Origin of the sequence: Mycobacterium sp. Aquia_216 (genome assembly GCF_026723865.1) — a bacterium.
Lineage (GTDB): Bacteria > Actinomycetota > Actinomycetes > Mycobacteriales > Mycobacteriaceae > Mycobacterium.
This window is the reverse complement of the sequence record NZ_CP113529.1, coordinates 4,709,582-4,734,093: the sequence shown is the minus strand read 5'-3', so window position 1 is coordinate 4,734,093 and position 24,512 is coordinate 4,709,582. Positions and strand designations below refer to the sequence as shown.

Annotated in this window: 20 protein-coding genes; 13 read left to right on the top strand and 7 right to left on the bottom strand. The window is 65.8% G+C overall.

Annotated features, from left to right (window positions below):
* Nucleotides 1-16: 16 nt before the first annotated feature.
* From OK015_RS22055 to OK015_RS22035, 6 genes are all read left to right on the top strand, one after another.
* The gene (locus tag OK015_RS22055) at nt 17-994 is read left to right on the top strand and encodes a hypothetical protein (protein WP_268126123.1); all 978 of its coding nucleotides are present in this window, start codon (nt 17-19) and stop codon (nt 992-994) included.
* Nucleotides 888-1,196, top strand: a complete 309-nt coding sequence (locus OK015_RS29320) for a helix-turn-helix domain-containing protein (protein WP_442791146.1) — start codon at nt 888-890, stop codon at nt 1,194-1,196. Before OK015_RS22055 ends, OK015_RS29320 begins: the two co-directional genes overlap by 107 nt.
* A 52-nt stretch (nt 1,197-1,248) precedes the next feature.
* Nucleotides 1,249-2,073 (top strand): SDR family NAD(P)-dependent oxidoreductase, encoded by an 825-nt coding sequence (locus OK015_RS22050; protein WP_268126122.1) that lies wholly within the window; start codon nt 1,249-1,251, stop codon nt 2,071-2,073.
* Nucleotides 2,074-2,225: 152 nt separating this feature from the next.
* Nucleotides 2,226-2,852, top strand: a complete 627-nt coding sequence (locus OK015_RS22045; RefSeq protein ID WP_268126121.1) for a TetR/AcrR family transcriptional regulator — start codon at nt 2,226-2,228, stop codon at nt 2,850-2,852.
* 12 nt (nt 2,853-2,864) lie between these two features.
* Nucleotides 2,865-3,542: a hypothetical protein gene (locus OK015_RS22040; RefSeq protein WP_268126120.1), complete on the top strand. Its 678-nt coding sequence runs from the start codon at nt 2,865-2,867 to the stop codon at nt 3,540-3,542.
* A gap of 2 nt (nt 3,543-3,544) precedes the next feature.
* Entirely contained in the window at nt 3,545-5,449 is a 1,905-nt protein-coding gene (locus OK015_RS22035; protein ID WP_268126119.1) for a YhgE/Pip domain-containing protein, read from the top strand.
* Nucleotides 5,450-5,547: 98 nt separating this feature from the next.
* Here OK015_RS22035 and OK015_RS22030 read toward each other — a convergent pair whose 3' ends face one another.
* Both OK015_RS22030 and OK015_RS22025 read right to left on the bottom strand, forming a co-directional pair.
* On the bottom strand, nt 5,548-6,705 hold the full coding sequence (locus tag OK015_RS22030; RefSeq protein ID WP_268126117.1) for a Zn-dependent alcohol dehydrogenase: 1,158 nt from the start codon (nt 6,703-6,705) through the stop codon (nt 5,548-5,550).
* On the bottom strand, nt 6,702-7,928 hold the full coding sequence (locus OK015_RS22025; protein ID WP_268126116.1) for a cytochrome P450: 1,227 nt from the start codon (nt 7,926-7,928) through the stop codon (nt 6,702-6,704). Before OK015_RS22025 ends, OK015_RS22030 begins: the two co-directional genes overlap by 4 nt.
* Before the next feature lie 194 nt (nt 7,929-8,122).
* Here OK015_RS22025 and OK015_RS22020 point away from each other — a divergent pair, with 194 nt between their 5' ends.
* The 6 genes from OK015_RS22020 to OK015_RS21995 all read left to right on the top strand — a co-directional run bounded on the left by OK015_RS22020 (nt 8,123) and on the right by OK015_RS21995 (nt 14,418).
* Nucleotides 8,123-8,482: a Rieske (2Fe-2S) protein gene (locus OK015_RS22020; RefSeq protein WP_268126115.1), complete on the top strand. Its 360-nt coding sequence runs from the start codon at nt 8,123-8,125 to the stop codon at nt 8,480-8,482.
* The gene (locus OK015_RS22015) at nt 8,479-9,543 is read left to right on the top strand and encodes an amidohydrolase family protein (RefSeq protein WP_268126113.1); all 1,065 of its coding nucleotides are present in this window, start codon (nt 8,479-8,481) and stop codon (nt 9,541-9,543) included. The genes OK015_RS22020 and OK015_RS22015 overlap by 4 nt, the downstream gene beginning before the upstream one ends.
* A 9-nt stretch (nt 9,544-9,552) precedes the next feature.
* Nucleotides 9,553-10,725, top strand: a complete 1,173-nt coding sequence (locus OK015_RS22010; protein ID WP_268126111.1) for an amidohydrolase family protein — start codon at nt 9,553-9,555, stop codon at nt 10,723-10,725.
* A gap of 209 nt (nt 10,726-10,934) precedes the next feature.
* Nucleotides 10,935-11,900 carry an alpha/beta hydrolase gene (locus tag OK015_RS22005; protein WP_268126110.1) on the top strand — a complete coding sequence of 322 codons (966 nt, stop codon included), beginning with the start codon at nt 10,935-10,937 and terminating at the stop codon, nt 11,898-11,900.
* A gap of 119 nt (nt 11,901-12,019) precedes the next feature.
* On the top strand, nt 12,020-13,177 hold the full coding sequence (locus OK015_RS22000) for an acyl-CoA dehydrogenase family protein (RefSeq protein WP_268126109.1): 1,158 nt from the start codon (nt 12,020-12,022) through the stop codon (nt 13,175-13,177).
* Nucleotides 13,174-14,418: an acyl-CoA dehydrogenase family protein gene (locus OK015_RS21995; RefSeq protein WP_268126108.1), complete on the top strand. Its 1,245-nt coding sequence runs from the start codon at nt 13,174-13,176 to the stop codon at nt 14,416-14,418. Before OK015_RS22000 ends, OK015_RS21995 begins: the two co-directional genes overlap by 4 nt.
* Here the strand turns inward: OK015_RS21995 and OK015_RS21990 are convergent.
* From OK015_RS21990 to OK015_RS21970, 5 genes are all read right to left on the bottom strand, one after another.
* Nucleotides 14,415-16,379, bottom strand: coding sequence for a SpoIIE family protein phosphatase (locus OK015_RS21990; protein ID WP_268126106.1), 1,965 nt, complete (start codon nt 16,377-16,379; stop codon nt 14,415-14,417). The two genes, OK015_RS21995 and OK015_RS21990, sit on opposite strands and share 4 nt — an antisense overlap.
* Nucleotides 16,380-16,547: 168 nt before the next feature.
* Nucleotides 16,548-16,979: an anti-sigma factor antagonist gene (locus OK015_RS21985; protein WP_268126105.1), complete on the bottom strand. Its 432-nt coding sequence runs from the start codon at nt 16,977-16,979 to the stop codon at nt 16,548-16,550.
* A gap of 201 nt (nt 16,980-17,180) precedes the next feature.
* The gene (locus OK015_RS21980) at nt 17,181-18,386 is read right to left on the bottom strand and encodes an amidohydrolase family protein (protein ID WP_268126103.1); all 1,206 of its coding nucleotides are present in this window, start codon (nt 18,384-18,386) and stop codon (nt 17,181-17,183) included.
* Between the two features lie 76 nt (nt 18,387-18,462).
* The gene (locus OK015_RS21975) at nt 18,463-19,488 is read right to left on the bottom strand and encodes a hotdog fold thioesterase (protein ID WP_268126102.1); all 1,026 of its coding nucleotides are present in this window, start codon (nt 19,486-19,488) and stop codon (nt 18,463-18,465) included.
* A gap of 80 nt (nt 19,489-19,568) precedes the next feature.
* A complete protein-coding gene (locus tag OK015_RS21970; RefSeq protein ID WP_268126100.1) occupies nt 19,569-19,865 on the bottom strand; it encodes a hypothetical protein in 297 nt (98 codons plus the stop codon).
* Nucleotides 19,866-20,060: 195 nt separating this feature from the next.
* Here OK015_RS21970 and OK015_RS21965 point away from each other — a divergent pair, with 195 nt between their 5' ends.
* Nucleotides 20,061-24,485, top strand: coding sequence for a cation-translocating P-type ATPase (locus OK015_RS21965; RefSeq protein WP_268126099.1), 4,425 nt, complete (start codon nt 20,061-20,063; stop codon nt 24,483-24,485).
* The last annotated feature ends 27 nt before the right edge of the window (nt 24,486-24,512 follow it).

The following is a 24,512-nucleotide window of genomic DNA, read 5'->3' as shown; positions in this document are numbered from 1 at the left end:
CTTCTACGTTTAGTGCATGAGCGCGGGAAAGACAGCCGAGCAGGTATCGCTAATCGGAGCCGAGTTGATCCGGCAAACGGAACAACTCGGCGCCGCGGTCGCCTCGGCGATCCGCGACGAAATTGACTTCTACCGGGATACCGAGACCGTCAGTCAACAGCAACTTGTCGAAAGCTGTACCGACAATGTGCGTTTCATCTTCAGCGGATTGGCCGGTCCCCAGACATTCGACACCACGCCGGCCGCCCTCACCGGCGAATCCCGCGCCCAAAGCAGGGTCCCGCTGCACGTGGTGATGTCGGCCTACCGCATCGGTTCGCACTTCATTTGGCAAGCGCTGCTGGACATCGTGGAGGCGCACGGCGACATCACCCAGCAGGCGTTGCTGACGGTGACCGAGCGCATCTGGGAGGCGCAGGACGTTTACACCGAGGCGATGACGAGCGGTTATCGGCGGCGAGCGACGCAGCAGGCCGTTGCTGACGAGGCCGAACGCGCCGCACTCACCGAAGCGTTGTTCTCCGGTACGGTATCGGCAAGCCATAGTCCGTGGGAGATCGCCGACCTGCTGGGGCTGCCGACGCGGGGGCCTTATGTCGTCGTCGCCGCACGCACGCCCGAGCTGGGCAAGCACGCGCTGCCCGGCATCGTCGACATCCTGCGCAGCACCGACATCTATTCGGCGTGGCGTTTGTTGCCGGAGCTGCAAATCGGCATCGTCCATCTGCCGTCGGATGCCGCCCGCGTAAACCTGCTCGCAACCCTGCGACGCATGAGCAGCCACGGGCGTCGGCGTCAGTCCGCGATTCGATGCGCTGGCGGAGATCGGGACCGCGCTTCGGTACGCACGGATCGCGGTCACTGGATCAAGCGACAGCGAGCCGGTAGTGGAGTTCGAGGACAGCGTGCTGGGAATTGCCGCGGTCACCGCGCCGGACGTCAACCTACGACTGGCCGACGCGGTTCTGGGTCGCTTGGCGGGCGTCCCCGATAGTGACCTGCTCTATCGGACTTTTCGCGTATGGGTAGCCCATCGCGGCTCGATACCCGAGGCCGCGGGGGCGCTGTTCTGTCATCCGAATACCGTTCGCCACCGACTACGCCGGATCGAGGAATGCACCGGGCGATCGATCAGCGTCCCGATCGAGCTTGCCGAGTTGTGCTTGGCCTTCGAGATCGATTCCAAATTGCGCTGATAGCCCGCGTCATTGGGCGGTCCGCTTATCACGCTGTCGATACACTCCCGCTATGACGTCAAAGACGATTGTCATCACGGGTGGCAGCGACGGCATCGGTGCCGCAGCGGCTCGTCGGTTACGCCATCGCGGAGACAACATTGTGGTGGTGGGACGGTCGGAAAGTAAGACCACGGCGGTGGCGGCGGAATTGGACGCGGATTATTTCGTGGCCGACTTCGGCGATCTGGCTCAGGTGCGGGCCTTGGCAGAAAAAATTCGCTCCGAATATCCACGTATCGACGTGCTGCTCAACAACGCCGGGGGAATGGGCACCAAAATTCACCTGACACCCGATGGTTACGAACACACCTATCAGGTCAACTACTTGTCGCCGTTTCTGCTGACCACCCAGTTGTTGCCGGTGCTGCTTGATTCGCGTGCCACCATCGTCAACACGACCAGCTCGTCGCACAAGTTGGTGCGCCGGGCCACCGTTGACGACTTGGAGAACACGGCGAGGCGCTGGCCCGGCACCGCCTATGCTTTGTCCAAATTGGCTATCGTCTTGTTCACCAAAGAATTACACCGGCGCCACCACGGCGGCGGGTTGTCCGTTGCGACAGTCCATCCCGGCAACGTCAACTCCAACTTCGGCCGCGCATCGGGGTCGCGATTGCTGGTCTTCATGCAGCGGTACACGCCGCAGGCGCGGTTCACCGCGACCGTAGACGAGGGGGCCGACCCGCTGGTGTGGCTCGCGTCGAGCACGCCGGGTGTCGAATGGGCCTCCGGCGAGTACTACGCCAAACGCGCGATCGCGCAATCCAGCCGCTTGGCCGACGATCCCAGCCTGGCCCGTGAGCTGTGGGATCGCACCCTGGCCAAGCTTGGCTGAGGGCTGCCCACGCCGCGGCTCCCGAAATTGCCTGCTGTCAGGGCATTCCCCCGCGGGAAGTTGCACGCCAGGTTTCGTTCGGCGAGGTCTCACGGCCGCGGTGGCAGAAGGCGCTTTCGATACTCACTGGTATCTAATCGATACTAACGAGTATGCTGTTGGGCATGTCGCCGGTCAAGCCGCATCGAACTCGTCCCACACGCGGCGAGGTACGCGACCGGATCTTGGATGCGGCCTCGAAGGTGTTCGCCGCCGAAGGGTTCGACGGTGCCACCATCGATGCGGTCGGGCAGGCCGCGGGCTTCACCAAGGGGGCGGTCTACTCGAACTTCGAGTCCAAGGACGAACTTTTCCTGGCCCTGCTCGACCGCGAGTTCGAACTGCGCGGCGAACAGTTCGCCACGGTGCTGGACAGCAGCGGCGGTGACACCAGCCTGGCCGCAAACGAATTGAGCCGTTCGGTGCTCGACTCGGTTCGCGACCATTCCGACTATTACGTCCTGTTGGTTGAGTACTGGCTGCGCGCGCAGCGCGATCCGCAGCTTCGCGAGCGACTGATCGAACGCCGTCGTGCCGCCGCCGACCAAGCTCTTCACATCGTCAAAGCGACCGGGACCGTGCCCTCCGATCGGCGGCTGGCCGACCTCGCCCAGCTGGTCGTCACCCTCAATTTGGGCGTCGCGATGGAAGAAGTCTTGCGCCCCGGGACCATAAACCCGGACCTGCTCACGCAATTGATCACCGCACTGCTGGAATCGGTTCCGGGTTCCGGCGATTAGGGAGAGCCCCAGATGGATACGACAGACGAGGCGGACGCTAGTGCGCCGGTAATCGTCGCCACCGGATTAGGGGTGAGCGGCGAGCACGGACCGTTGTTCTCGGGTGTCGATCTCGAGTTCACGCCGGGTTTCCACGCGATTCAGATGCCTGGCGGGCCGGGGCAGACCACGCTGCTGTTGACTCTCGCGGGGCGCTTCAAAGCCACCCACGGCACGCTGACCGTGTTCGGCGATGCGACGCCGCACGCGATTCGCCGACACTGCTCGATCGCGGCCTTCGCCGACATCGATGACCTGGAGGAGTCGGTGACCGTGGAGACCGTGCTGGCTGAGCAACGCCGGTGGTTGGCGCCGTGGTATTCGCTGGTGCCACTGCAAGCCGGTCAGGTCGAGCTGACGGAGGTCTTCGGCGAAATACCGCCGCCGCCGTCGGGTGCCTACATCGTTGAATTGTCGGACCTGGAGCTGTTTTTGCTGCGTATCACGCTGGCCCTGCTGTCGAACCGACCGATCCTGGTGGTCGGAGACCTCGAACAGGTCCGCGACAGTTCCCGGCGAGCGATCGCGGTGGAGCGGCTCGGCGCGATCGCAAAGGACCGCACTGTTGTCGTCGGCGTCACCAATCCGCTGGGCGCGGACGCGCCCGACCACGAACTTCACGATCACCGCATCCTGACCGAAGGGGATTGACGATGCTGGCTGGACTCGCATTCGGCTCGGAGATAAAGCGTTTCGGTCGCAACCGATTGACGCGCGTGGCCATCGTTGTGCTGATGCTGCTGCCATTGGTGTATGGGGCGCTATACCTGTGGGCGTTCTGGGATCCCTTCGGCCACACCAACAAAATGCCGGTGGCACTGGTTAACTCGGACCGTGGCGCCGTCGTATCCGGGGAGCAGTTCAACGCCGGCGCAGAGATCGCCAAGAGCCTGACCGCGGATGGCGGCTTGGACTGGCACGTCGTGGACCTATCGGAAGCACGTAACGGGGTCGACCACGGGAAGTACTACTTCATGGTCGAATTGCCGCCCGATTTCAGCGCGGCGATCGCGTCGCCAGTGACCGGGCAGCCCAAGAAAGCCAACCTGATCGCCGTCTACAACGACGCCAACAACTACATCTCGACGAGCATCGGTCGCACCGCCATCAGCCAGGTGCTCAACGCCGTGTCCGACCGGATCTCCGGACAGGCGGTCAATCACATGCTTTCGATAGTGGTTTCGTCTGGAGCGGGGATCAAGCAGGCTGCCGACGGGGCAGCTCGACTCGATGACGGCGCGGGTCAGCTGGTGGCCGGTCTTGACACCGCCCGTTCTGGTTCGGCGAGGCTTGCCGCCGGTGCCCAGCAACTCTCGGACGGAATCAATCAGGCCACCGACCCCCTGCTCGCGATAACCAGGGCCGTGTCGCAAGTCGGCGGCAACACGCAGCAGCTGCAACAGGGTGCGAGCGCGCTGCAGCAGGCCAACGACCAGATCGGTGCCATCGCCACGGCGCAGGACGCCGCCGCGAACTCGCTGTCGTCGGTGATCGATCAGCTCTCCGCCCGACAGGATCCATTGGCGAACAACCTGCGCGGCGTCCAGGACCAGCTTCGGGGCCATCAGTTCACGCCGCAGATCCGCCAACAGCTCACCGACGCGCAAAACGCGGCGATCGCGATGACCACTTCGCTGCGCACACCCGGCAGCCCGCTGGGGGCTGCCCTCGACCAAGTCGGCAATAAGGGGCAGGAGCTGACGAGCAAGCTCACCCAACTGCGCGACGGCGCCCAGCAGCTCGCCTCCGGTAACGCCGAATTATCTGGCGGCATAGCGAAACTCGACGACGGCGCACATCAACTCAAAGCGGGATCGGCCGAGCTGGCGACCAAACTTGCCGACGGCGCCAAGCAGTTGCCCAACTGGACGACTCAGCAAAAGGATGCGGTCGCGGACACCATCGGTGGCCCAGTGCAACTCGAAGCCTCACATGAGAACGCCGCGCCCAACTTCGGCACCGGCATGGCTCCGTTCTTCCTGACGCTGGCCTTGTTCTTCGGCGCGTTGGTGTTGTGGATGGTGCTGCGGCCGCTGCAGAGCCGTCCGATCGCCGCGGAGGTGCTCGCCCTGCGCGTGGTGCTGGCGAGCTATCTGCCCGCGGCGGCGATCGCGCTTTTCCAGGCGATCATTCTCTACTGTGTGGTCCGATTCGCCCTCGGTATGCACGCGGCGTACCCGGTGGCAATGCTGGCGTTCATGATCCTTATCTCCGGTGCATTCGTGGCCGCGACGCAGGCAATCAACGCGCTTGTCGGTCCAGCGGTAGGCCGCGTGTTGATCATGGCCCTGCTGATGCTGCAGCTCGTCAGCGCCGGCGGCATGTACCCCGTGGAGACCACGTCACGCCCCTTCCAGATCTTGCATCGTTTCGACCCGATGACCTACGGCGTCAACGGGCTTCGACAGCTCATCCTCGGCGGCATCGACGCCCGGCTCTGGCAAGCGATCGTCGTGCTGGTTGTTATCACGGCTGTCGCAATGGCGATCTCATCGCTGTCCGCACGACGTGACCGAACTTGGAATGTCAGCAGGCTGATCCCGGCGATCAAGATATAGGCAAAGGTCGAAACCGAGACTCTGCGATTGAGAGGAAGCCCATGCGCCACGCGGGTCACGACGACGGACGGATGACGACCGGCGAGCGTGGTGGGGAGTTACTCGATCCCGAAATCGATGATGCCCCGGACGATTTTGCCGTTCAGGAGGTCGTCGTAAGCCTCGTTGATGTCCTCGAGACGGTAACGCCGGGTGATCATCTCGTCGAGCAGGAGCTGCCCGGTCTGGTAGAGCCTGGCCAGCCGGAAGATGTCGGCTTTCGGGTTGCACGACCCGAATACGGTGCCGGCGAGCGACTTGTTCGACAGGATGAAGTCCTGCAGATCGATCTTGACTGAGCTGGTCAACTGCGAGGTCATGCCCGTGAGCACGCAGGTCCCGCCCTTGCGGGTGAGCCGCACCGCGTCCCGGACATCCTCGGCGACGATCAGAGATGGCGAGACCACGACGGCGTCCGCCATGACTCCGTAGGTCAGGTCGCGCACCAGATCCATCGCCTCGAGCGCGGTTGCGGCGGTATGGGTGGCACCGAACTGCAACGCCGACTTCTGTTTGAATTCCACCGGATCGACGGCGACGATGTGTGCGGCACCGCCGACCCGGGCGCCCTGAATCGCGCCCGTGCCGATTCCGCCGACACCGATCACGACGACGGTGTCGCCCGGTCGCATATTGGAGCGGTTGGCCACCGAGCCGAAGCCGGTCGGAATCGCGCAGGACAGCAGCGCGCTGGGCGCCAGCGGCAGGTGCGGCTCGATTTTGACCAGCGAATTCGTCGACACCACAGTGTGTGTGGAGAATGCGCCCACCTTGGCCAGATGGCCCAGTGGCTTGCCTTCGGCGGTGTGATGGCGGTAGGTGCCGTCGGTCGGCATGCCCGGCGTCAACACCCCGGCACCCATGTCACAGATGTACTCCATGCCGCTCGCACACCAGCGGCACTGCCCGCAGACGGCGACGAACGACATCACGACGTGGTCGCCCGGCGCGAATTCCGTTACACCGTCGCCGACTTCACGCACGACACCCGAACCCTCGTGACCGCCGATCATCGGGAACATGGTGGGCAGCCCGAGGGAGCGCAGCACCTCGTTGGGTGCCGACATGTCGCCCTTCAGGATGTGGTCGTCGGAGTGGCACATCCCGGCGGCGGCCATCTCCACCAACACCTCGCCGGCGCGCGGCGCGTCCAGCTCGAAATCCTCGACAGACCAGGGCCCGCCGACATCATGCACGATCGCCGCCCGGCTTTTCATGCGGTCGGGGTGAACGTGACGGGAAGCTTGTTCGGCGACCGGAAGGTGAGGCCGATGATCCTGGCCTCCTCGCCGGTGCCGTCGTCGGGAACAAAGGCCAGGTTCGAGACGCGGTCGAGCAGGCTGTTCAACATGACCCGGGTTTCCAGCCGGGCCAAATGCATTCCGAGGCACATATGGATGCCGCCGGCGAACGCGATGTGGGCTTGGCGCGGCCGCTGGATATCGAAACTATCCGCGTCGGGCCAACGACTTTCGTCGCGGTTCGCCGAGCCCATACACATATCGATCTGTGCGTCCGCCGGTATTGTCTTGCCGCCGATTTCGACTTCTTCGGTGGTGGTGCGCATGACCATGGTCAGCGGTGTCTCGACCCGCAGGCCCTCTTCGATGGCGGCCGGGATCAGCGACCGGTCCTGGCGGACCATCTCCAGTTGCTCGGGGTGGGTCAGCAGCAGGTATAACAGGTTGCCCGACGAACGGTAGGTCGTCTCCAGTCCGGCGGGCAGCAGCAAGCGCAGGAACGCGATGATGGCGTCGTCGGTGAGTTTTTCGCCGTCGATCTCGGCCGCGACCAGATCCCCGATGATGTCGTCGGTGAGTTTGCGCCGCCGCTGCTCGACCTGTTCGAGGAAATAACCGTGCAACTCGTTCGCCGCGTTGAGTCCCGCCATGATGTCGGTCGGAATCGAGATGAGGTCGAGCGACAGCCGCCGGAACATGTCGAGATCCTCAGGGGGCAGCCCGAGTAGCACCGAGATGATCCGGGTCGGGAATTCGAACGTCAGCGCCTTCACCAGGTCGGCCCGACAGTCGTCTTTGATTTCGTCGATCAGCTGATCGCAGACCGGCCCGATGACCGACGGCTCCCAGCGTTCCAGCGCGGTGGCCCGAAAGGCCTTGGCCACCAGGCTGCGGTGGTCGTGATGCTCCTTGCCGCCCATCGCCAGGATCGTGTGCCCCATGACCAAGCCGATGGTCTTTTCGTACGCGGCCGACGTGAAGATCTTGTCGTCGCGGAACGCTTGAAACACACCGTCATAGCCGAACAGCACCCATTCGTCGTCCGGCCGCAGCTCCTCGGGCATCTGCGAGTGGTCCCCGAGGGCGCCGTGCCACACCGGGTCGGTGCGCCGCATGTATTCGAAAAACGGATAGGGACTTGTCTCGCCGGTGAAATCGAGGGTGACGGGCTGGCCGACGGGGTCGGTGCTTAAGGGCATCAGCGCTCCTCCTGAGCAACCGGTAGGGCCGTTGACGCGGGCCGGTCCCTGACCGTCCCCGGCGACTTCGGCGAGTGTTCCGAGCGGAATGTCGCTATCATAGTATAAATAGCAACGAAGCCCAACGGCTTGTGATGGTTACCGTAACGAGCACAGTATTGATCTGCATAGGGCAAAAAGGCGGTGATTCTCAAGTGCCCCAGCGGCGATTCGTGTGCTCCCTCGAGGAGCTGCCGCCCGGCGGGATGAAACTGGTCGACGTCGGCAAGTTCGGCGTGGGTGTCTACAACGTGCGCGGCGCGCTGTACGCGATCGTGAACTACTGCTCGCACGAAGGCGCTCCGCTCTGCCTTGGCTTGCTCGGGGGCACCACCGAGTCGGCCCCGGACGAGCCCGGCGGGGTACGCCGGGTGCGTGACGGTCAGATCGTGCGATGCCCTTGGCACAACTGGGAATTCGACATCACCACGGGGCGGAACCTGGCCGATCCGAAGCGCCGCGTCCGCACTTACCCGGTCGACGTCGCCGACGGGGAGGTGTACCTGACCGCATGAGCCAGCCAGTGATAGATGCAGGAGTGCAACCGCACTTTCGCTACAACGCCGAGATCCGGCGCTACCTCCCCGAGGCCCACAAACTGCGGTCGATCCCCGACGTCGAGCAACAGTGGTATCAGGCCCCCGGCGGGGATTACCGGCACGACCTCTACGACGCCGACTGCTACCCGGGTTCGGATCCCGAGACCGTCGGCCGCCATCTGTTCGACGACGCGGGCGTCGACTACGCCATCCTCAACCCGCTGACTCGCGGCAACATCGCCGATTACCTGCTCAACAGCAGAATCTGCGCCGCGGTCAACGACTGGCTGCTGGACCGGTGGCTCGAGCCCGACACGACCGGCCGATTCCTGGGCACCATCCGCGTCAATCCCGAAGACCCCCGGGGCGCGGTCGCCGAGATCGAGCGTCTCGCCGGCCACCCCAAGCTCGTGCAGGTCGGCATTCCGATGCAGTCCCGCGAGCCCTACGGCAAGCCGATGTTCGAGCCCATCTGGGAGGCCGCGGCCGCGCACGGGCTGCCGGTCGCGGTGCACATCAACGGCGGCAACGGCGTCGACCATGCCCCCACCTTCGCCGGGCATGCGCACACCTACCCCGGCTACGCGGCGTTCATGCCGCTGAACTACTTCGTGCACCTGGCAACGCTGATCGTCGAGGGCGTGTTCGGCCGGTTGCCCGGCCTGAAATTCGTTTTCGCCGACGGCGGCTACGACATCCTCACTCCGCTGATGTGGCGGCTGGACACCTTCTGGTTGTCCATGCGCGACCAGACGCCGTGGGTCGATCGCTATCCCAGCGAGTACCTGCCGGGCCATGTCCGGTTCTGCTCGTCGGCCTTCGACGGGCCTACCGAGGCGGACCAGACGCAGCGCTGGATGGAGTTCACCGGCAAGACCGACCTGCTGATGTTCGGATCGGGCTACCCGCACTGGTCGACGTCGTCACCGGAGGCGGCGGTCGCCGGGCTCGACACATCGCAACGCGACCAGGTGCTGTGGCGAAACGCCAGCGAACTCTATGGGCTTACGGCCCGGGCGCAGGCTCGGCCGGGATAGGAGATTGCCATGACCACGATCGAACGGGTCGAGTCGTCGACGGGTCGCGGCGGCGAAATCGCGGTCACCATCGTCGACACCGATGTCCACCCGATGCCCGTCTCGGGCGATGTGCTCAAGTCCTACGCCCCGGCCGAATGGGTGGACAAGATCTGGCCAACCGGGAATGCGGTGAGCCCGATGTCGTATTTCTACGACACCCCGGACTCGTTCAAGACGTCGTCGCTGCGCATGGACTCGTGGCCGCCCAACGGGGGAGTCGCCGGCAGCGATCCGGACTATGCCGCGCAACAGCTGCTGGTCGACGCCGGCGTCAGCATCGCGTCGCTGGAGCCGATGTGCGACGCGCAGTTGCCGCAGGCCGAGCACGTACTCAAGTCCACCTACAACGACTGGCTCGCCGACGTCTGGCTGGACAAGCACAACGCGCACGGCCGCTGGCGCGGATCGATCAGCGTCAGCGCTCAGGTGCCCGAGCAGGCGGCGCGCGAAATCGAACGATGGGCCGGCCATCCCTACCTGTCCCAGGTGCTGATGACACCGCAGACTCGCGGAATCCCGTTCGGCAACCCGCATTTCGACCCGCTCTATGAAGCCGCGGCGCGCAACGGGCTGCCGGTGGCCACCCACCTGATGGGTCAGACGCCGTTCGAATTGATCCCGTTGTATCCGGTCGGCAATCCCGCGCACTGGCACGACTTCTTCGCGTCGTGGCCACTGCTCTACGTGTCGCACCTGATGAGCCTGGTCTTCGACGGCGCGTTCGATCGCCATCCCGACCTGCGGGTGGTGTTCGTCGAGGGCGGCTTCACCTGGGCGATGCCGGTGATGTCACGGATGGACCGGATCTGGGAAGCCCGCCGCGCTGACTTGCCGCACGTGCGACGCCGCCCGTCGGACTATGTGCGCGAACATGTTCGGTTCACCACGCAGCCCCTGGAAGACGTCGACACCGTGGAGTTCCGCGAATATCTGGAAATGATGGACCTGGGCGACAATCTCATGTTCTCGACGGACTATCCGCACTGGAGCTATGACTCGCCGACCTACGCGATCAACCGGTTCCCCGCCGACCAGCGAGAGCGGATCATGCACGGAAACGCGACGGCCCTGTACGGGCTGCCGTCGACCGTCCGGGCGCTGCCCGGTGAGTCCGAAGCCGCCGTCATCCGGCAAGGCTGAGTCGCCCGAGCCCGGTCCAACCGCCGGGCACAGGTCTTTGATCAGCCAATATGACGAGAAATCGGCGACGCTCGACGTCGCCGGTCGGGCGCAGCCATGGGAGTGTGACGGCGCAGCGCCGATCAGGTCTACCTTGAAGAGGGTTTCCGACCTGGCCTCCGCCAGGCCTGGACGACAGCCAGCCCGATGAGCCCGGAAGTTGAGAGGGTATGACACAAACGGATCTGACCCGCCCGCAAGGCATTAACCGTATCGACCCGGTGCTGCGCGACGCCGCGAGCGAGCTGGGCATCGTCGAATTCCGTGCCGAGACACTGGCCGCCGAGCGCGACCACGCCAACCGATTGGCCGCCGAGCGCGCCGCGGCGGTCGACACTGCGGGCGTGGCCGTCGAATCGCGCTCGATCCCGGGTCCGGGTGGCCAGCAGCTGAACCTTCGTTTCTACCGGGGCCGCATCGACGGCGCCGCCGGGGCGCCGTTGCTTCTGTACGCTCACGGCGGCGGCTTCGTGACGGGTGGCCTGGACACCGACCACGCGCAGTGCGTGGAGCTGGCTCGCGACGGCGGCTGTCTGGTGGTTTCCGTCGACTACCGGCTGGCGCCGGAAAATCCGTGTCCAGCGGCACTCGACGACGTCGAGGCGGGTTTTTATTACGTCATCCGCAACTGCGCCGAACTCGATGTCGATCCGAGCCGCATCGCAGTGATGGGCCGGGACGCGGGTGCCGCGCTGGTCGCGGGCCTGGCCCAGCGCATGTTCGACAACGAGGGTCCGCAAATCCTGATGCAGATCCTGCATCAGCCGATGCTCGACAGCGACGCCACGCCGTCGCGACGGGAGTTTCAGCGCACCCCGGGACTCAACGGTCCCGCGGTGAGCCGTGCATGGGGCCACTACCTCGGCTCCGACAGCGCCAGCGGCCAACACGTGCCGGCGCACCGGGCGAACCTGGAGGGGCTGCCGCCCACCTTTATCAGCTGCTCCGAGATCGACCCGTGCCGCGACGAAGCCATCGACTACGCCAACCGGCTGCTGCATGCCTTCGTCCACACCGAATTGCACGTCATCGCAGCGACATTCAATGGCTTCGATTCGATGGTGCCGGATTGGGTCGTCTCACAGGAGAATCGCGCCTTGCACGCACAGTCGGTGCGCCGCGTGTTCGCCATGTAGCAGCTCAACTGGATCATCGACCGAACTCCGGTTGCTCTTACGGTATTGACGTTTGCTAATATCGAGAACGTGATTCTTGGCGGCGGCGACCGAATGTTGAGGAAGGGTCTGTCGGCATCATGACCGTCGTCGACTCTCCCGAAAAGACACTTTTCGTCTCGACAACACAATCCTTTCTGCAGAAGGAAGCGCCGCTGGCTCGCGTCCGCGAGCTGCACGCGGCAGGGGTCTCGTTTGATCCGGTCTGGTGGCGGCGTGCCGCGGAACTCGGCTGGACGGGCCTGCTCGTTCCGGCGGAGTTGGGCGGCGGCAGCGTCTCGGAGAGCGGTGTCGCGGATCTTGCCACGGTCGCCGAACTACTCGGCAAGACCGTCGCACCCGGGCCGCTTTACCCGGTCAGCGTCGTGCTCACCGCCCTCGCCGGAAGTGCCGACTCTCAGGCGCATGCGAGCGTCATCGAGTCGCTGATCTCCGGCGAAACCGTGGCGTCCTGGGCAGTCTCGGAACCCGGCCGGGGCTGGGCGCCGCTGGACCCGTCGGTGACGGCCACTGCAGCCGATGCCGGCTATCGCCTCGACGGCACCAAGGACCGCGTCGAGGCCGGCGCTCAGAGTGCGATGCTGCTGGTGGTGGCGCGCTGCGGCGATGAGATTCGTCAGTTCCTGGTCCCGACCGACGCGCCGGGTGTTCGGATCGAGCCCCAGCAGTCTGTCGACCTGGTCAAGCAATACGCGCGAGTGCATTTCGACGGCGTGGTGGTGGACCCGTCCGCGGCCGTCGGCAGCGCCGCCGAGACCGCCGCGCTGATCGACCGCCAGAGTCAGATCGCTCAGGTGCTGCAGTGTGCCGAGGTGGTCGGTGTCGTGCAAACGGTGTTCGACTTCACCGTCCAATGGGCGCTGGACCGGCACACGTTCGGCCGTCCGCTGGCGTCGTATCAAGCGCTCAAACACGGCTTCGCCGACATGAAGCTGTGGCTGGAAGCCTGCCGTGCCACCACCGCAGCGGCGGTCACCGACGTTGCCGACCGCTCACCGGTGGCGGGCCTTTCGGCCAGCATTGCCAAGTCCTACGTCGGAGAGACGGCGGGGCGGATCGTCCAGGGTTGCGTGCAGATGCATGGCGGCATCGGCGTCACATGGGAACACGATCTGCACCTGTACCTGAGACGAGTCTCGTTGTACCGCAGCTTGTTCGGCACGCCTGAGGAGCACAACTTGCGGGTGTATGACGCGGAGAAAGCCGGCCGCGCTGGAACAGGACGGGCGACCAGATGACGCCGACCGAATCCGTCGCAGAGTTCGCCGCGCGCGCCAGGGCGTGGCTGGCAGACAACATGCCGGCCATCGACCCCGAGGCGCCGCCGCCGGCGCCGCGCGACGAAGAGGACGCCTGGAAACGGGCCCGAGAACTGCAAAAGTGGCTCTACGAAGGCGGATTCGCCGGTATCTGTTTTCCGCGAGAGTACGGCGGCCTGGGTCTGGACTACGCCTATCAGAAGGCCTTTGACGACGAGTCGCTGCGCTACGAGATGCCGCTGATCCTCAACGTTCCGACGTTCGCCATCTGCTGCGCCACGCTACTCGACACCGGTACCGAGGAGCAGAAGAAACGACACATCGCCGCGGCACTGCGCGGCGATGAGGTCCTGGTGCAGTTGTTGAGCGAACCCAGCGGCGGATCGGATCTGGCCGGCGTCATCACCCGTGCCGAGCGGCGCGGTGACCGATGGGTGATCAACGGCGCGAAGACATGGAGCACCAGTGCGTTCGCCGCCGACTACGGATTATGCCTGGCCCGCACCGACTGGGATGTGCCCAAGCACGAAGGCCTGACCATGTTCCTGGTGCCGATCAATCATCCGGGTATCACGTTGCGCCACATCACAATGCTCAGCGGTTCTACCGAGTTTTGCGAGGAGTTCCTCGACGGGGTGGACGTCGGCGACGATGCCGTGGTGGGAGATGTCAACGGTGGCTGGGCGGTGGCCTCGCGGCAGCTTTATCACGAGCGCCGGGCAGTCGGGCAAGGTTCGGAGTTCGCCAGTGGCAGTGGCAGCGAAGGCGGCAACGCGAATCCTGTTGACTACGTCCGGCTTATCGAGAAGGTCGGCCAGGGCGGCAACGAACGCGTGCGGGAGATGGCCGGCCGGGCGCTGGTGCACCGGGCGGTAGCCGAGCAGCTGATCGATCACGTGTACCGCAATGTCCGAGACGGTGTTCTGCCCCCGGCGGCCGGCACGCTCATCCGGCTGTTCCACGCCGAGACCGTGACACTGGACGTCGACATCGCGATGGCGGCCGCGGGTGCCGCCGGCGTGGTCGGCGAGATCGGTGACGGCCTGGAGACCGGGCTGCGGTACCTGTCGCGGCAGACTGTCGCCATCGGCGGCGGCACAACGGAGATGGCCCGCAACGTGATCGGCGAGCGGGTGCTGGGCTTCCCCCGCGAATACGCCGCCGACCGCGGGGTGCCGTTCAATCAGGTGCGGCACGGTGAACGCGGTCTACCGCGCTAGTCTTCGGCGAAGACGTTCTCGCTGTCACCACTGCTGACGGGTATGCGCACCATCGACAAGATGTGGTGCGCGGGGCTTCCCGGCGGGGCGATCAGCGTGCAGCCGCCGCCCTGTCGCAGCGCCCGCTCACGGGCGGCGGCCAGCGCACTGACACCCGCGGACCCCAGGTGGGTGACGGCGCTGAGGTCGATTGTCAAAGGTGCTATGCCCGAGCGGCTTTCGACCGCGATCAGACGGTCCAGCGTGGACGCCGTATTGGAGTCGACCTCACCGCTGACCACGATGTGGCCGGCTTCGCGGACCGTTGAGACGAATTCGTTGTCGATGGCCCGCCGGTATGTCGCCCGGCTGGCGATCGTGTCGGTGACGAATTTGGCCGGTCGCGACAGCCGGTGCGTCACGCTGGCCGTAGTTCCATTGTCGCTACGCGTGATGAGGGCCTGGGAAACGAGAGCTTCGGCCATCGCAAGTCCGCGTCCGCGGCCCTGTTCGCCTTCACGGTGATCCTTCCACCGTCCGTGGTCGATCACCGCGGCCTGCAGGTTCCCGTCGCCGGACAGCGATGCCTCGACGACAACGCCGTCGGAAACTTCGGTGCCGTAGCCATGTTCGACCGCGTTCTCGACGAACTCCGAGATCGCGTGCACTACGTCGGAGATGTCGTCGGCATCGGCGCCGACTTCCGAGAGCCATCCGCGGAGCCGGGACCGCACGCTGCGTGCAGCGTGGATCGTCGCGTCCAACGTCATGTGCAGCGGCGCCGGGGGAGTGCGGCGCTGCATCGCAAGCAGCGTGATGTCGTCGTTGTAACCGGTAGACCGGAGCAGCAATTCGAGCGTCTCCGAACAGATGCGGTCGATGGTCCGCGACGGTGCATCAATGACGAACCCGCCAACACCGGCAGCGATATTGGCGGTCAGATCGGCGAACTCCGCGGTGCTGGCGCCCAATGGGCGCCCAGGCCGCTCGATCAGGCCGTCGGAGTAGAACAAAATCAAGTCGCCGACGCCGAGTATTTCGCTGCGTGTCGGAAACCCGACACGGCTGCCCAGCGGACCCGCGCCGGACGGTTCTACGTAGCCTGCCGTCGCGTCGGCCGTCACCAAAAGCGGCGGCGGATGTCCGGCCGTGCAGTACTCGAACTCACCCGTGGCGTAGTCGAGAGAGCCGACGCATAAGGTGGCCGACTTCGATCCGGGCACGTGCTCGTGGAAGCGGTCGAGTGCCTCGAGCGCTTCAGTGACGGTGTGGCCCTGCGATATCTGCATCCGCAGTGCGGTGCGCAATTGTGACATCACCGCCGCGGCTTCGACGCCATGGCCGACGACGTCGCCCACGATGAGCACCAAGCGATCGCCCAGAGGCATCGCGTCAAACCAGTCGCCACCGGCCGCGGTGTCCTCCGTGGCGACGAGGTACTGCGCGGTGACGTCGGCCCCGGGAACAACGGGCACCGACGCGGCCAGCAGCGCCTGCTGCATGACGATGGCGGAATCGCGGACGTTGCGGTAACGCTCGGAGAGTTCCTCGATGCGCGCCTCGGTGGCCAATCGCGCCTGCACGCGCTTCGTGACGTCGTCGAAGATGATTTGCACACCCTCGATCGATCCGCCCGTTCGGCGGCGCGGCGTGACGAGGAAGTCGAAGTACCTCTCCTCGACGCCTGTTCCTTCGAAGTCGGCCTGCAGCCGCCACTCGGCACCGGATTGCGGCTCACCGGTCTCATACACCCGGTCGAGCATTTGGAATATTTGCTGGCTTTCCAGCTCGGGATAAACGTCGCGGGCCAGCATGCCCACTGGGCTGAACGCCGGATTCAGGGCGCGGTAGGCGGCGTTGGCCGCGACGAAGCGATGTTCGGGCCCTGCCAGGCCGACCAACATCGCGGGGACCTCCTCGAAGACGCGGCGCACGTCGTCAGCCGCACCAACAGTGTTGTCCCAGTCCTTTTCGGCCACCATATGGCCGTCCCTCCTACGGAGCCTCCTGCGGGCCCTTCTATGGACCGAGAATCTGAGAATGCGCGGTCTATTTGACACGCGCAAGTAATCAGATTAGCAATGGCCGGCGCTTGCTCGATACCTCAGTTTGCTAAGGGACCGTGACGTTGCCGTAGCTGGGGCCAAATCTCACGCCACGGTCGTGGCCAGCGCGGTGTCTATGGTCGGGTGCAGGGGCAACACGCCGCCGAGATTGCACGCGTGGATCACCCGGGCGACGCCGGGGTCGCAGCTGACCAGACGCAATGCGACGCCGCGACCGCGGGACCGCTCGGATTCGGCGGCCAGCACGGCGAATGCACAGCAACCCATGAAATCGAGGCCATCGATGTCGACGATGAATGGTCCCGGTGGGCTAGCGACCGCGGCCGCCTCCTCGACTAGCCGTCGCCAGGTGTCCTCGTTGGCGGCGTCAACTTCACCGCCCGCCCGGATGATCACGACCGGACCACTGCGCTGGGTTGCCGCCCGCAACGTGCTGTGTGGATCGCCGAGTTCGGAAACCAGCTGAGGGCTTAGTGCCACCCTGATCACTGAGGACTCGACCGGAGCCAGGTTCATGGTGCACTCCTAACCGGCCGCGTCAACGAGACCGTGCTGGATGCCGGTGATGAACATCCTTGTTCGGAGGGAGGCTTCTTTTCTATAGCAACGGTCGGCGGTGCGTCTATAGCCGCGCCGCCGACCAGGACATAAAAATGCCCGCCTCCGAGCGACACGTCACGCTATGTCGCTCGGGGGCGGGCGATGCTCAGTGCCGGATCAGGCAGAGACCGGCTTCTTGACCGGCCTGGAAACTTTCATGAGCTTCATCAGGTTGCCGCCCATGATCTTGGCGATGTCCTCTTCGCCGAAGTCGGAAAGTTCGTCGACGAAGGTGATGGGGTCTTTGAGGCCCTCGGGGTGCGGCCAGTCCGAGCCGAACAGCACCCGGTCGGTGCCGACCATTTTGACGATCTCGGTGAACCGGTCCTCCCAGAACGGGGTGATGTAGACGCAGCGCTTGAACGCCTCGACCGGGTCTTCGCTGAACGACTGCGGCATCTTCTTGTAGACGCCCTTGAGGCCTTTGAACAGGTCGGGCACCCAGTCGGCGCCGTTTTCGATGGACAGGATCCGCAGCTCGGGGTTGCGGGACAGGGCGCCGTGGCAGACCAGGGCACCCATCGCGTCCAGGATCGGTCGATGGCCCATCGCAAAGCTCCGGAAGGCGGTCGGCTTGAATGGCAGGAACTCGTCGCCCGGCTCCCACACGTTCGCGAACTCGGAGTAACCACTGTCCGATGCGTGCATCGACACCGGGATGTCGGCCTTGATGCAGGCCTGCCAGAACGGGTCGAACTCCTCGAGGCCGAACGACCGGCTGCCCTTGTAACCGGGCACCGGCGCCGGGCGGACCAGCACGGTTCGGGCGCCCCGCTCCAGACACCACTGCAGCTCTTCGAGCGCGCGGTCGACGATCGGCAGGGTGATCACCGGGGTGGCGAAGATGCGGTCGGAGTAGTTGAACGACCACTGCTCGTACATCCACTGGTTGAGAGCGTGGATGACGTCGTGGGTCATCTCCGGGTCGTCCTTCATCCGCTCTTCGACCAGGCTGGCCAGCGTCGGGAACATCAGCGCGTAGTCGATGCCGAGCTCGTCCATGACCTCGAGCCGCGCACCGGGTTCCCGGAACGCGGGGATGGCCTTCATCGGCTCGCCGAGGATCTCGCGGTAGCTCTTGCCCTGGGCGCCGTTGCGGAAGTAGTCCTCCTGAGCGCCCGGCTTGGCCACCACCTCGAACGTGGGGTTGGGGATGTATTCGCTGATGTGGCCGCGCACCACGATCTTGGTGCGGCCGCGCACCTGGACGTAGTCGATGACCCTCTTGCGGTTGTCCGGGAGGAACTTGGTCAGGGCTTCCTGCGGTTCGTACATGTGGTTGTCGGCGTCGAACACGGGGAAGGAAAGCTCGCGCGATGGCATAGCGGTCTCCTTGAGGGCTGGATTCTCGTTGGGTGGTAATGACGTTACCACTTCTGCGCAACTACGCGTACCGGGGTTAGGTGCCGGCCCGGAGACCCTTCGGTGTCGCGCCGTTGATGATGGCGAAATTCACCGTCGCCGTTGCCGCGACTTCGTCGTCGTCGCCGTAGATGTCGATCTGCATCACCATCGCCCGCCGGCCCGCGCGCAGCATCCTGGGCACCGCCAGCGCGGCGCCCTGGCGAATCGGCCGCAGATAGCGGACGAACAGGTCCGCGGTCGTCATCGTCGTGCCGGGCGGCAGGAAATCCAGCCCGAACTGTCCACCCGCCACGTCGACCAGCGTGGCGATCAGACCGCCCTGAAGTGCCCCAGAAGTGTTGACCACGTGCGGACTTACCGGCATCGTCATCGCGAACTCGCCATTGCGGGAGCCGGCGCGCATGCCGATCTGGGCGAACAACTCGGCCAGCGACGGCGGGCCGGTTTCGTCATCGGTCTCCCGGATGCCGAGCGCGCGGGTGCAGAACTCGTGGAGCTGCCCGGCGTCGACCGGTGTGCCGTTCAATTCGGTGCCCAGCCAATGCAGCCGCTGCGCTCCCATCATCGTCTGCATGACGATCGCGGCCGAGGCCCCGACATCGAGTCCCGGGTTGAACACCCCCTCGGTGATGCCTTGTCCCACGATGTCGCGGATCAGTTGATACAACGGCGACAGCACGCGGGCGTATTCGCGGGGCCGGGTATCGGCCAGATGCTGGTTGTAAAGACCCAGTGCCCGGTTGAGGCTGTCCTGGGTACTCGATTCGGGTTGCTGGCTGATGCGGTCGATCAAGAGCTTCAGCGCGGAGGTGCTGTCCAGTCCGCCAGCCTCGGCACGCCAAGCCTGCGCCGATTGCGAAATGGTCCTGTCGAACAGCGCCAGCAGCAGTTCGTCCTTGCTGCTGAAATGCTGGTAAAAGGCCCGCAACGAGGTTTTGGAGCGGGCGACGACCTCTTGCACGGTGAAGTCGGTGCGTCCGGTCTCGCGCAGAATCTCCACGGCCGTCTTGATGAAGCGGTCGCCGCGCGTCACTTCGGCGTCATCGCTGGGGGCGGTCATCAGCGCTAGGTCCCCTTCCCGTGGCGCACCGCATGCGCTTTGAGAATGAGGTTACCGCGCGTGACCGTATCTTCGCGAAGCTAGGCCTGCGGTGGGTCGTCGGGGGTCTCGGGGGGTCGCTTCTTGAGTTTGCCGGCGAGCACGACGACACCGCCGGCGGCGAGCAGGACGGGCCATTCGACGACGGCGATCAGGCCGACCGCTGCGGCGACGACCGCGGTCCGGGGGCGGATGTGGCCCTCCCGCATACCGGTGCGAATGTCTCTCGTCGTGACGACGACGCCCTCGGCGACTGCGGTGCCGATCTGGCTAACTGTCGAAACGGTCTGGTCGGCAACTGAGTTGGCCGATTTGGTAGCCCGTTCGATGAGCGTCACTGTGCCCTCCCAAGATTCGAGTTGTTGTGCGCGTGGCCAATAATTTGTCGTCCGTTTGCTTTTCGGATTCTCTAAGTGGCGCTCTTAGATCCTCTCAGTCTTTACGGTGTAGCACGCACGTACAACTTCGACGAGTCAGCTGCGTGAATCCGCAATGTCAAAGCTAATTATCGCGAGAGGGCGTAAAGCACAACTATGGTCATCGAGCCGATCGTCTCGGGGCTTCGTATGGTGGTCGCAGGCGGCGCGGCCGCGGCAGCTGAGCTATTGGGCGGGGACCGTCCCCGCCGCCGGTGGTCAGGCAATGGCCGGGGGTGGATCGAGCTGCGCATGCCCGAGGCGGACCGCTCGTCCGAGTATGCGGCCGTCCTGGAGAGGACGATCGGCAGCACCGCCGGCGTCGCACGCACCCAGGTGAACTGGCCGCTGTCCCGCCTGATCGTCGATATCGACGAAAACGGGCCCAGCGTCGACGATTTGGCTCTCATGGTGGAGGCAATCGAACGGGCCCGCACCGAGAAACCCGACGCCCCATGCGGCGATCTCACCACGCGGACACCGGATCGGTTGCCGGTGATCGACATTCCCGGAGATGGCGCGGAGGTCGTCAACCGGATGAGCCTGCTCGGGGCCAAGGCGGTGTCACTGGGCGTGACGACGTTCTTGCAAGTGACGCGGATGCCGAGGTTGCCGCGCGCCTTCGCCGCCGCGACCACTTTTGCCGAGGCGCAGCCCGACGTACGCCGGGTGTTCGAGCGGGCTCTTGGCCGCGGGCGCGCCGACGCACTGCTCGCGTTGGGCACCGCCGTCACCCAGTCGCTGGGCCATACCCCGTCGGTGATCGCCGCCGACATGTGCCTTCGGAGCCTGCGCCTCATAGAGGCGCTGTCGGCCGTGGAAGCCTGGAAGGAGCACGAACCTCACTTGGCGCTCAGCGCGGAATGCGAGCCGCAGCCGGAAACGCAGCGGCCGCGGCCCGTGCCGGACACGGCGTCGGAGAACTACGCCCGCGCAGCAACCGCGGCGGGCCTGGCCGGCGCGATCGCCCTCGCTGTCAGCGGCGGCGCGGCGCTGGCGAGCGAGGCGGTCATCGTCGCCGCACCGCGGGCGCTCAACTACGCCCGCGAGTCGTTCGCCACGACGTTCTGCGCCGGCCTGAATCGCTACCACCACACCCTCGTGATGCGACCCGACGCGATCCGGCGCCTGGACGGTGTCGACGTGCTGATCGTCGACCCCGCGGTGCTGGTCGGTGAAACCCTGCGTGTCGCCGAGATCAACGGCGTCGACGGCGAACTCCGCACGAAGGTGTGGCAGTGCGCCCAAGCCGATGTCAACGACGGTCTGCTCGGTCCGGGAGTCCACACCGGGTGCTCGCTGTCTCCCGCGCATCAGTTGCCGGAGCTGCACGACCTGGAGGTCGTGGTGGCGCGCAATGCGGACCCCTACGCAGAGCCGCTCATGGCCGCGGCACGTGCCGCCGATCTCAAGCTCGTGTCGGTGGATCAGGCCGACGCCGGGCACCTGCGCGGGACGTTCGACGAGCTGCTGCCCGTCGACGACGACGTGGATCTCACGCTCTACGGCGCGGTCCGGCAATTGCAGGCCAACGGAAAGATCGTCGCCGTGGTCGGACGTGACCTTCGGCGTGCCTTCGCGGCCGCGGACCTTGCGCTGGCCGTCTGGCCTGCCGGTCGGGCGGCGCCCGCGTGGACGGCCGACGTCCTGATGCCGGACCTCAGGGTTGCCTGCCGGATCATCGACGCCATCCCCGCAGCCAAGTCTGCCGCGCGGCGAGGCGTCGAGTTGGCCGCTGCCGGAACGCTTCTGGGCTCGCTGACGCTGTTGCCGGGTGTTCGGGCGGCGGGCGTGCGCCCGAGCATCGCGGCTGCTGCGATCGCGCTCATTCCCGGTTACGTGATTGGGCGCGGCGTGGCCATGCAGCCCGATCCGGCCGCGGCAGCGGACACCGAATGGCATGCGCTGGACGCCGACCAGGCGCAGGAACACATTCGAGCGCTGTGGCCAGACCTCGCCAACGGCGTCAACCCCGTCGCAGCCCACGTTCCGAAGACGCGGCTGCAAGGGCTGGCCGCCAGCTTCGCGGACAGCAGCAAAGACGTCGTCGAGGCGATGTGGCACGAGATGCAGGACCCGCTCACCCCGATCCTCGCGACCGGGGCAATGGCGAGCGCGCTCGTCGGTTCGCCGATGGACGGTGTGCTGGTCGGGATTGTGCTCGTGGGCAGCGCCGGGATCGCCGCGGCGCAACGACTCAGCTCGGATCGCCAGCTCAACAAGATGCTCAGCGCCCAGACGCCGCCCGCCCGCCTCGCTACGGGACCCGAGCGGTTCGAGCTGGTGGCGACCGAGCAGCTGACACCGGGAACCATCATCGAGGTCCGGGCCGGCGAGGTGGTCCCCGCCGACGCCCGCGTGCTGAGCGCGGTCGCCGTGGAGGTGGACGAATCATCGCTGACGGGTGAGTCGTTGCCGGTGACCAAAAATCCGGCGCCGACACCGGGTCGCCCACTGGCCGAACGCGCCTGCATGATCTACGAGGGCTCGACCGTGCTCAGCGGCGTCTGCCGCGCCGTGGTCGTCGCGGTCGGTGACGCGACCGCCGCGGGTCGGGCCATGGCGCTGGCCCCTAAACGCCGCGACGAGGTGGGGCTGCACGCACAGCTGGCCTCGGTGACGGCGAAGGTGCTGCCCTGGACCCTGACCGGTGGTGTCGGGGTGATCGCCACCGCGTTGCTGCGGGGTTCGGGAATTCGGGAGGCCGTCACCAGCGGTGTGTACTGCGCGGTTGCCGCCGTGCCGGAAGGCTTGCCGCTGGTGGCGACTCTGGCGCAGCGCGAGGCGGCGCGGCGTCTGACCGAGCGAAGCGTTCTGGTCCGGGCCCCGCGCTCGGTCGAGACCCTGGGCCGCGTCGAGGTGGTCTGTTTCGACAAGACCGGGACGCTGAGTGAAAACCGGCTCGTGGTGACAGATGTCTCCGCGCAGCCGGGTTTCGACGAGGACGTGATTCTCGAGCGCGCGGCGCTGGCCACCCCGGTGGCGGTCACCGAGCACGCTCCGCTGCAGGCGACGGACGCCGCGGTCGTCAATCGAGCCGGAAGTCAGCCGAAGCGCGACCGCGAGTTACCGTTCCGCGCTGGCCGGGCCTACGCGGCCGGGCTGGCCGGCGACACCCTCGCGGTCAAGGGCGGACCCGAGATCGTCCTCACGGCGTGTGTCGAGGGTCAGGACGACGATCTTCGTGAGGAGCTGTTGGCACACGTCCACGAGATGGCGACGCGCGGTCTTCGCGTGATCGCGGTCGCCGATAAGACATTGACGAACGCCGACCTCGAGATCGCCCAGGAGAGGGGCTTGGAACCGTTGTGCCGCAACGGCTTACGCCTATTGGGATTCCTCGGGATCACCGACACGCCGCGGCCGGACGCACGGGACCTCCTCCTCGGACTGGCCAAACGGGACATCGGCGTGCGCGTCATCACGGGTGACCACCCGGCCACCGCCCGCGCCATCGCTCGCGAGATCGGGCTCGACGTCCCGGACGACTGCATCATCACGGGAGCGCACTGGGAGCGGTTGTCGATCGCCGAGCGGGCCGAGGTCGTCAAGACCAACGTGATCTATGCGCGGATGTCACCCGAGCAGAAAGTCCAAATCGTCCAGCAGATCAGCAATTCCGGGGTAGTGACCGCGATGGTGGGCGACGGCGCCAACGACGCCGCGGCAATCCGCGCCGCGGCCGTGGGCGTCGGCGTGTCCTCGCACGGCAGCGACCCGGCCCGCGGCGCCGCCGACGTGGTGCTGACCGAGGGCCGGGTCGGAAGCCTCCTCGAGGCGATCGAGGAAGGTCACCGGCTGTGGCAGCAAGCGCAAGCCGCGGTCGGGATGTTGTTGGGCGGCAACGCCGGTGAGGTCGCCTTCAACATGTACGGAACGATGGTCCGTGGCGTCGCGCCGTTGACGGCCCGCCAGATCCTGCTGGTGAACATCCTGACCGATGTGTTCCCCACGACGGCCGTTGCGGTGAGCGCGGTTCGCAACATGCGACCGCCGTCGGAGCGCGGGATCAACATCGACGATCTGATGCAGACCGTCGCCATCCGCGGTGCCGCCACGACCGTTGGCGCCAGCGCTTCGTGGAGCCTGGCGACCTTCACCCGCGCGGCGCCGCAGCGTGCGGCGACGGTCGGTCTGTTGGGCCTGGTCACGACGCAGCTCGGGCAGACGCTGCTGGATTCACGCGATCCACTCGTGGTCAGCACCGTCGCCGGCACCTTCGTGGCGATGGCCGCCCTGATCACGACCCCGGGCCTCAGCCAACTCGTCGGGTGCGTCCCGCTGGGTCCGTTGGGGTGGATCGAAGGCGTGGCTCCGGCCGTGGGGCTGACCGTGCTTACCGCCGCCAAGCCGGACCTGTTGCTCCGGATGGCGTCGATGATCGGCAAACGCGTCTCAAAGTACGGCGGCGACGCCGACCGCGCCTTGACCGGCATGGTGGGGTCGCTCGCTTCGTGGGCCCAGGAAATCCCGGGTATGGACAGTGGCAACGACGCCAAGCGCGACCGGGCGCCTCAACTGGAACTCACACCAGCCGGTTAACCGACGAAACAACGGAGAGAGACAGAC

Coding starts and splice junctions, on each gene's coding strand:
- OK015_RS22055 (WP_268126123.1), top strand. CDS start 17: ATGAGCGCGGGAAAGACAGCCGAGCAGGTATCGCTAATCGGAGCCGAG.
- OK015_RS22050 (WP_268126122.1), top strand. CDS start 1,249: ATGACGTCAAAGACGATTGTCATCACGGGTGGCAGCGACGGCATCGGT.
- OK015_RS22045 (WP_268126121.1), top strand. CDS start 2,226: ATGCTGTTGGGCATGTCGCCGGTCAAGCCGCATCGAACTCGTCCCACA.
- OK015_RS22040 (WP_268126120.1), top strand. CDS start 2,865: ATGGATACGACAGACGAGGCGGACGCTAGTGCGCCGGTAATCGTCGCC.
- OK015_RS22035 (WP_268126119.1), top strand. CDS start 3,545: ATGCTGGCTGGACTCGCATTCGGCTCGGAGATAAAGCGTTTCGGTCGC.
- OK015_RS22030 (WP_268126117.1), bottom strand. CDS start 6,705: ATGAAAAGCCGGGCGGCGATCGTGCATGATGTCGGCGGGCCCTGGTCT.
- OK015_RS22025 (WP_268126116.1), bottom strand. CDS start 7,928: ATGCCCTTAAGCACCGACCCCGTCGGCCAGCCCGTCACCCTCGATTTC.
- OK015_RS22015 (WP_268126113.1), top strand. CDS start 8,479: ATGAGCCAGCCAGTGATAGATGCAGGAGTGCAACCGCACTTTCGCTAC.
- OK015_RS22010 (WP_268126111.1), top strand. CDS start 9,553: ATGACCACGATCGAACGGGTCGAGTCGTCGACGGGTCGCGGCGGCGAA.
- OK015_RS22005 (WP_268126110.1), top strand. CDS start 10,935: ATGACACAAACGGATCTGACCCGCCCGCAAGGCATTAACCGTATCGAC.
- OK015_RS22000 (WP_268126109.1), top strand. CDS start 12,020: ATGACCGTCGTCGACTCTCCCGAAAAGACACTTTTCGTCTCGACAACA.
- OK015_RS21995 (WP_268126108.1), top strand. CDS start 13,174: ATGACGCCGACCGAATCCGTCGCAGAGTTCGCCGCGCGCGCCAGGGCG.
- OK015_RS21990 (WP_268126106.1), bottom strand. CDS start 16,379: ATGGTGGCCGAAAAGGACTGGGACAACACTGTTGGTGCGGCTGACGAC.
- OK015_RS21985 (WP_268126105.1), bottom strand. CDS start 16,979: ATGAACCTGGCTCCGGTCGAGTCCTCAGTGATCAGGGTGGCACTAAGC.
- OK015_RS21980 (WP_268126103.1), bottom strand. CDS start 18,386: ATGCCATCGCGCGAGCTTTCCTTCCCCGTGTTCGACGCCGACAACCAC.
- OK015_RS21975 (WP_268126102.1), bottom strand. CDS start 19,488: ATGACCGCCCCCAGCGATGACGCCGAAGTGACGCGCGGCGACCGCTTC.
- OK015_RS21965 (WP_268126099.1), top strand. CDS start 20,061: ATGGTCATCGAGCCGATCGTCTCGGGGCTTCGTATGGTGGTCGCAGGC.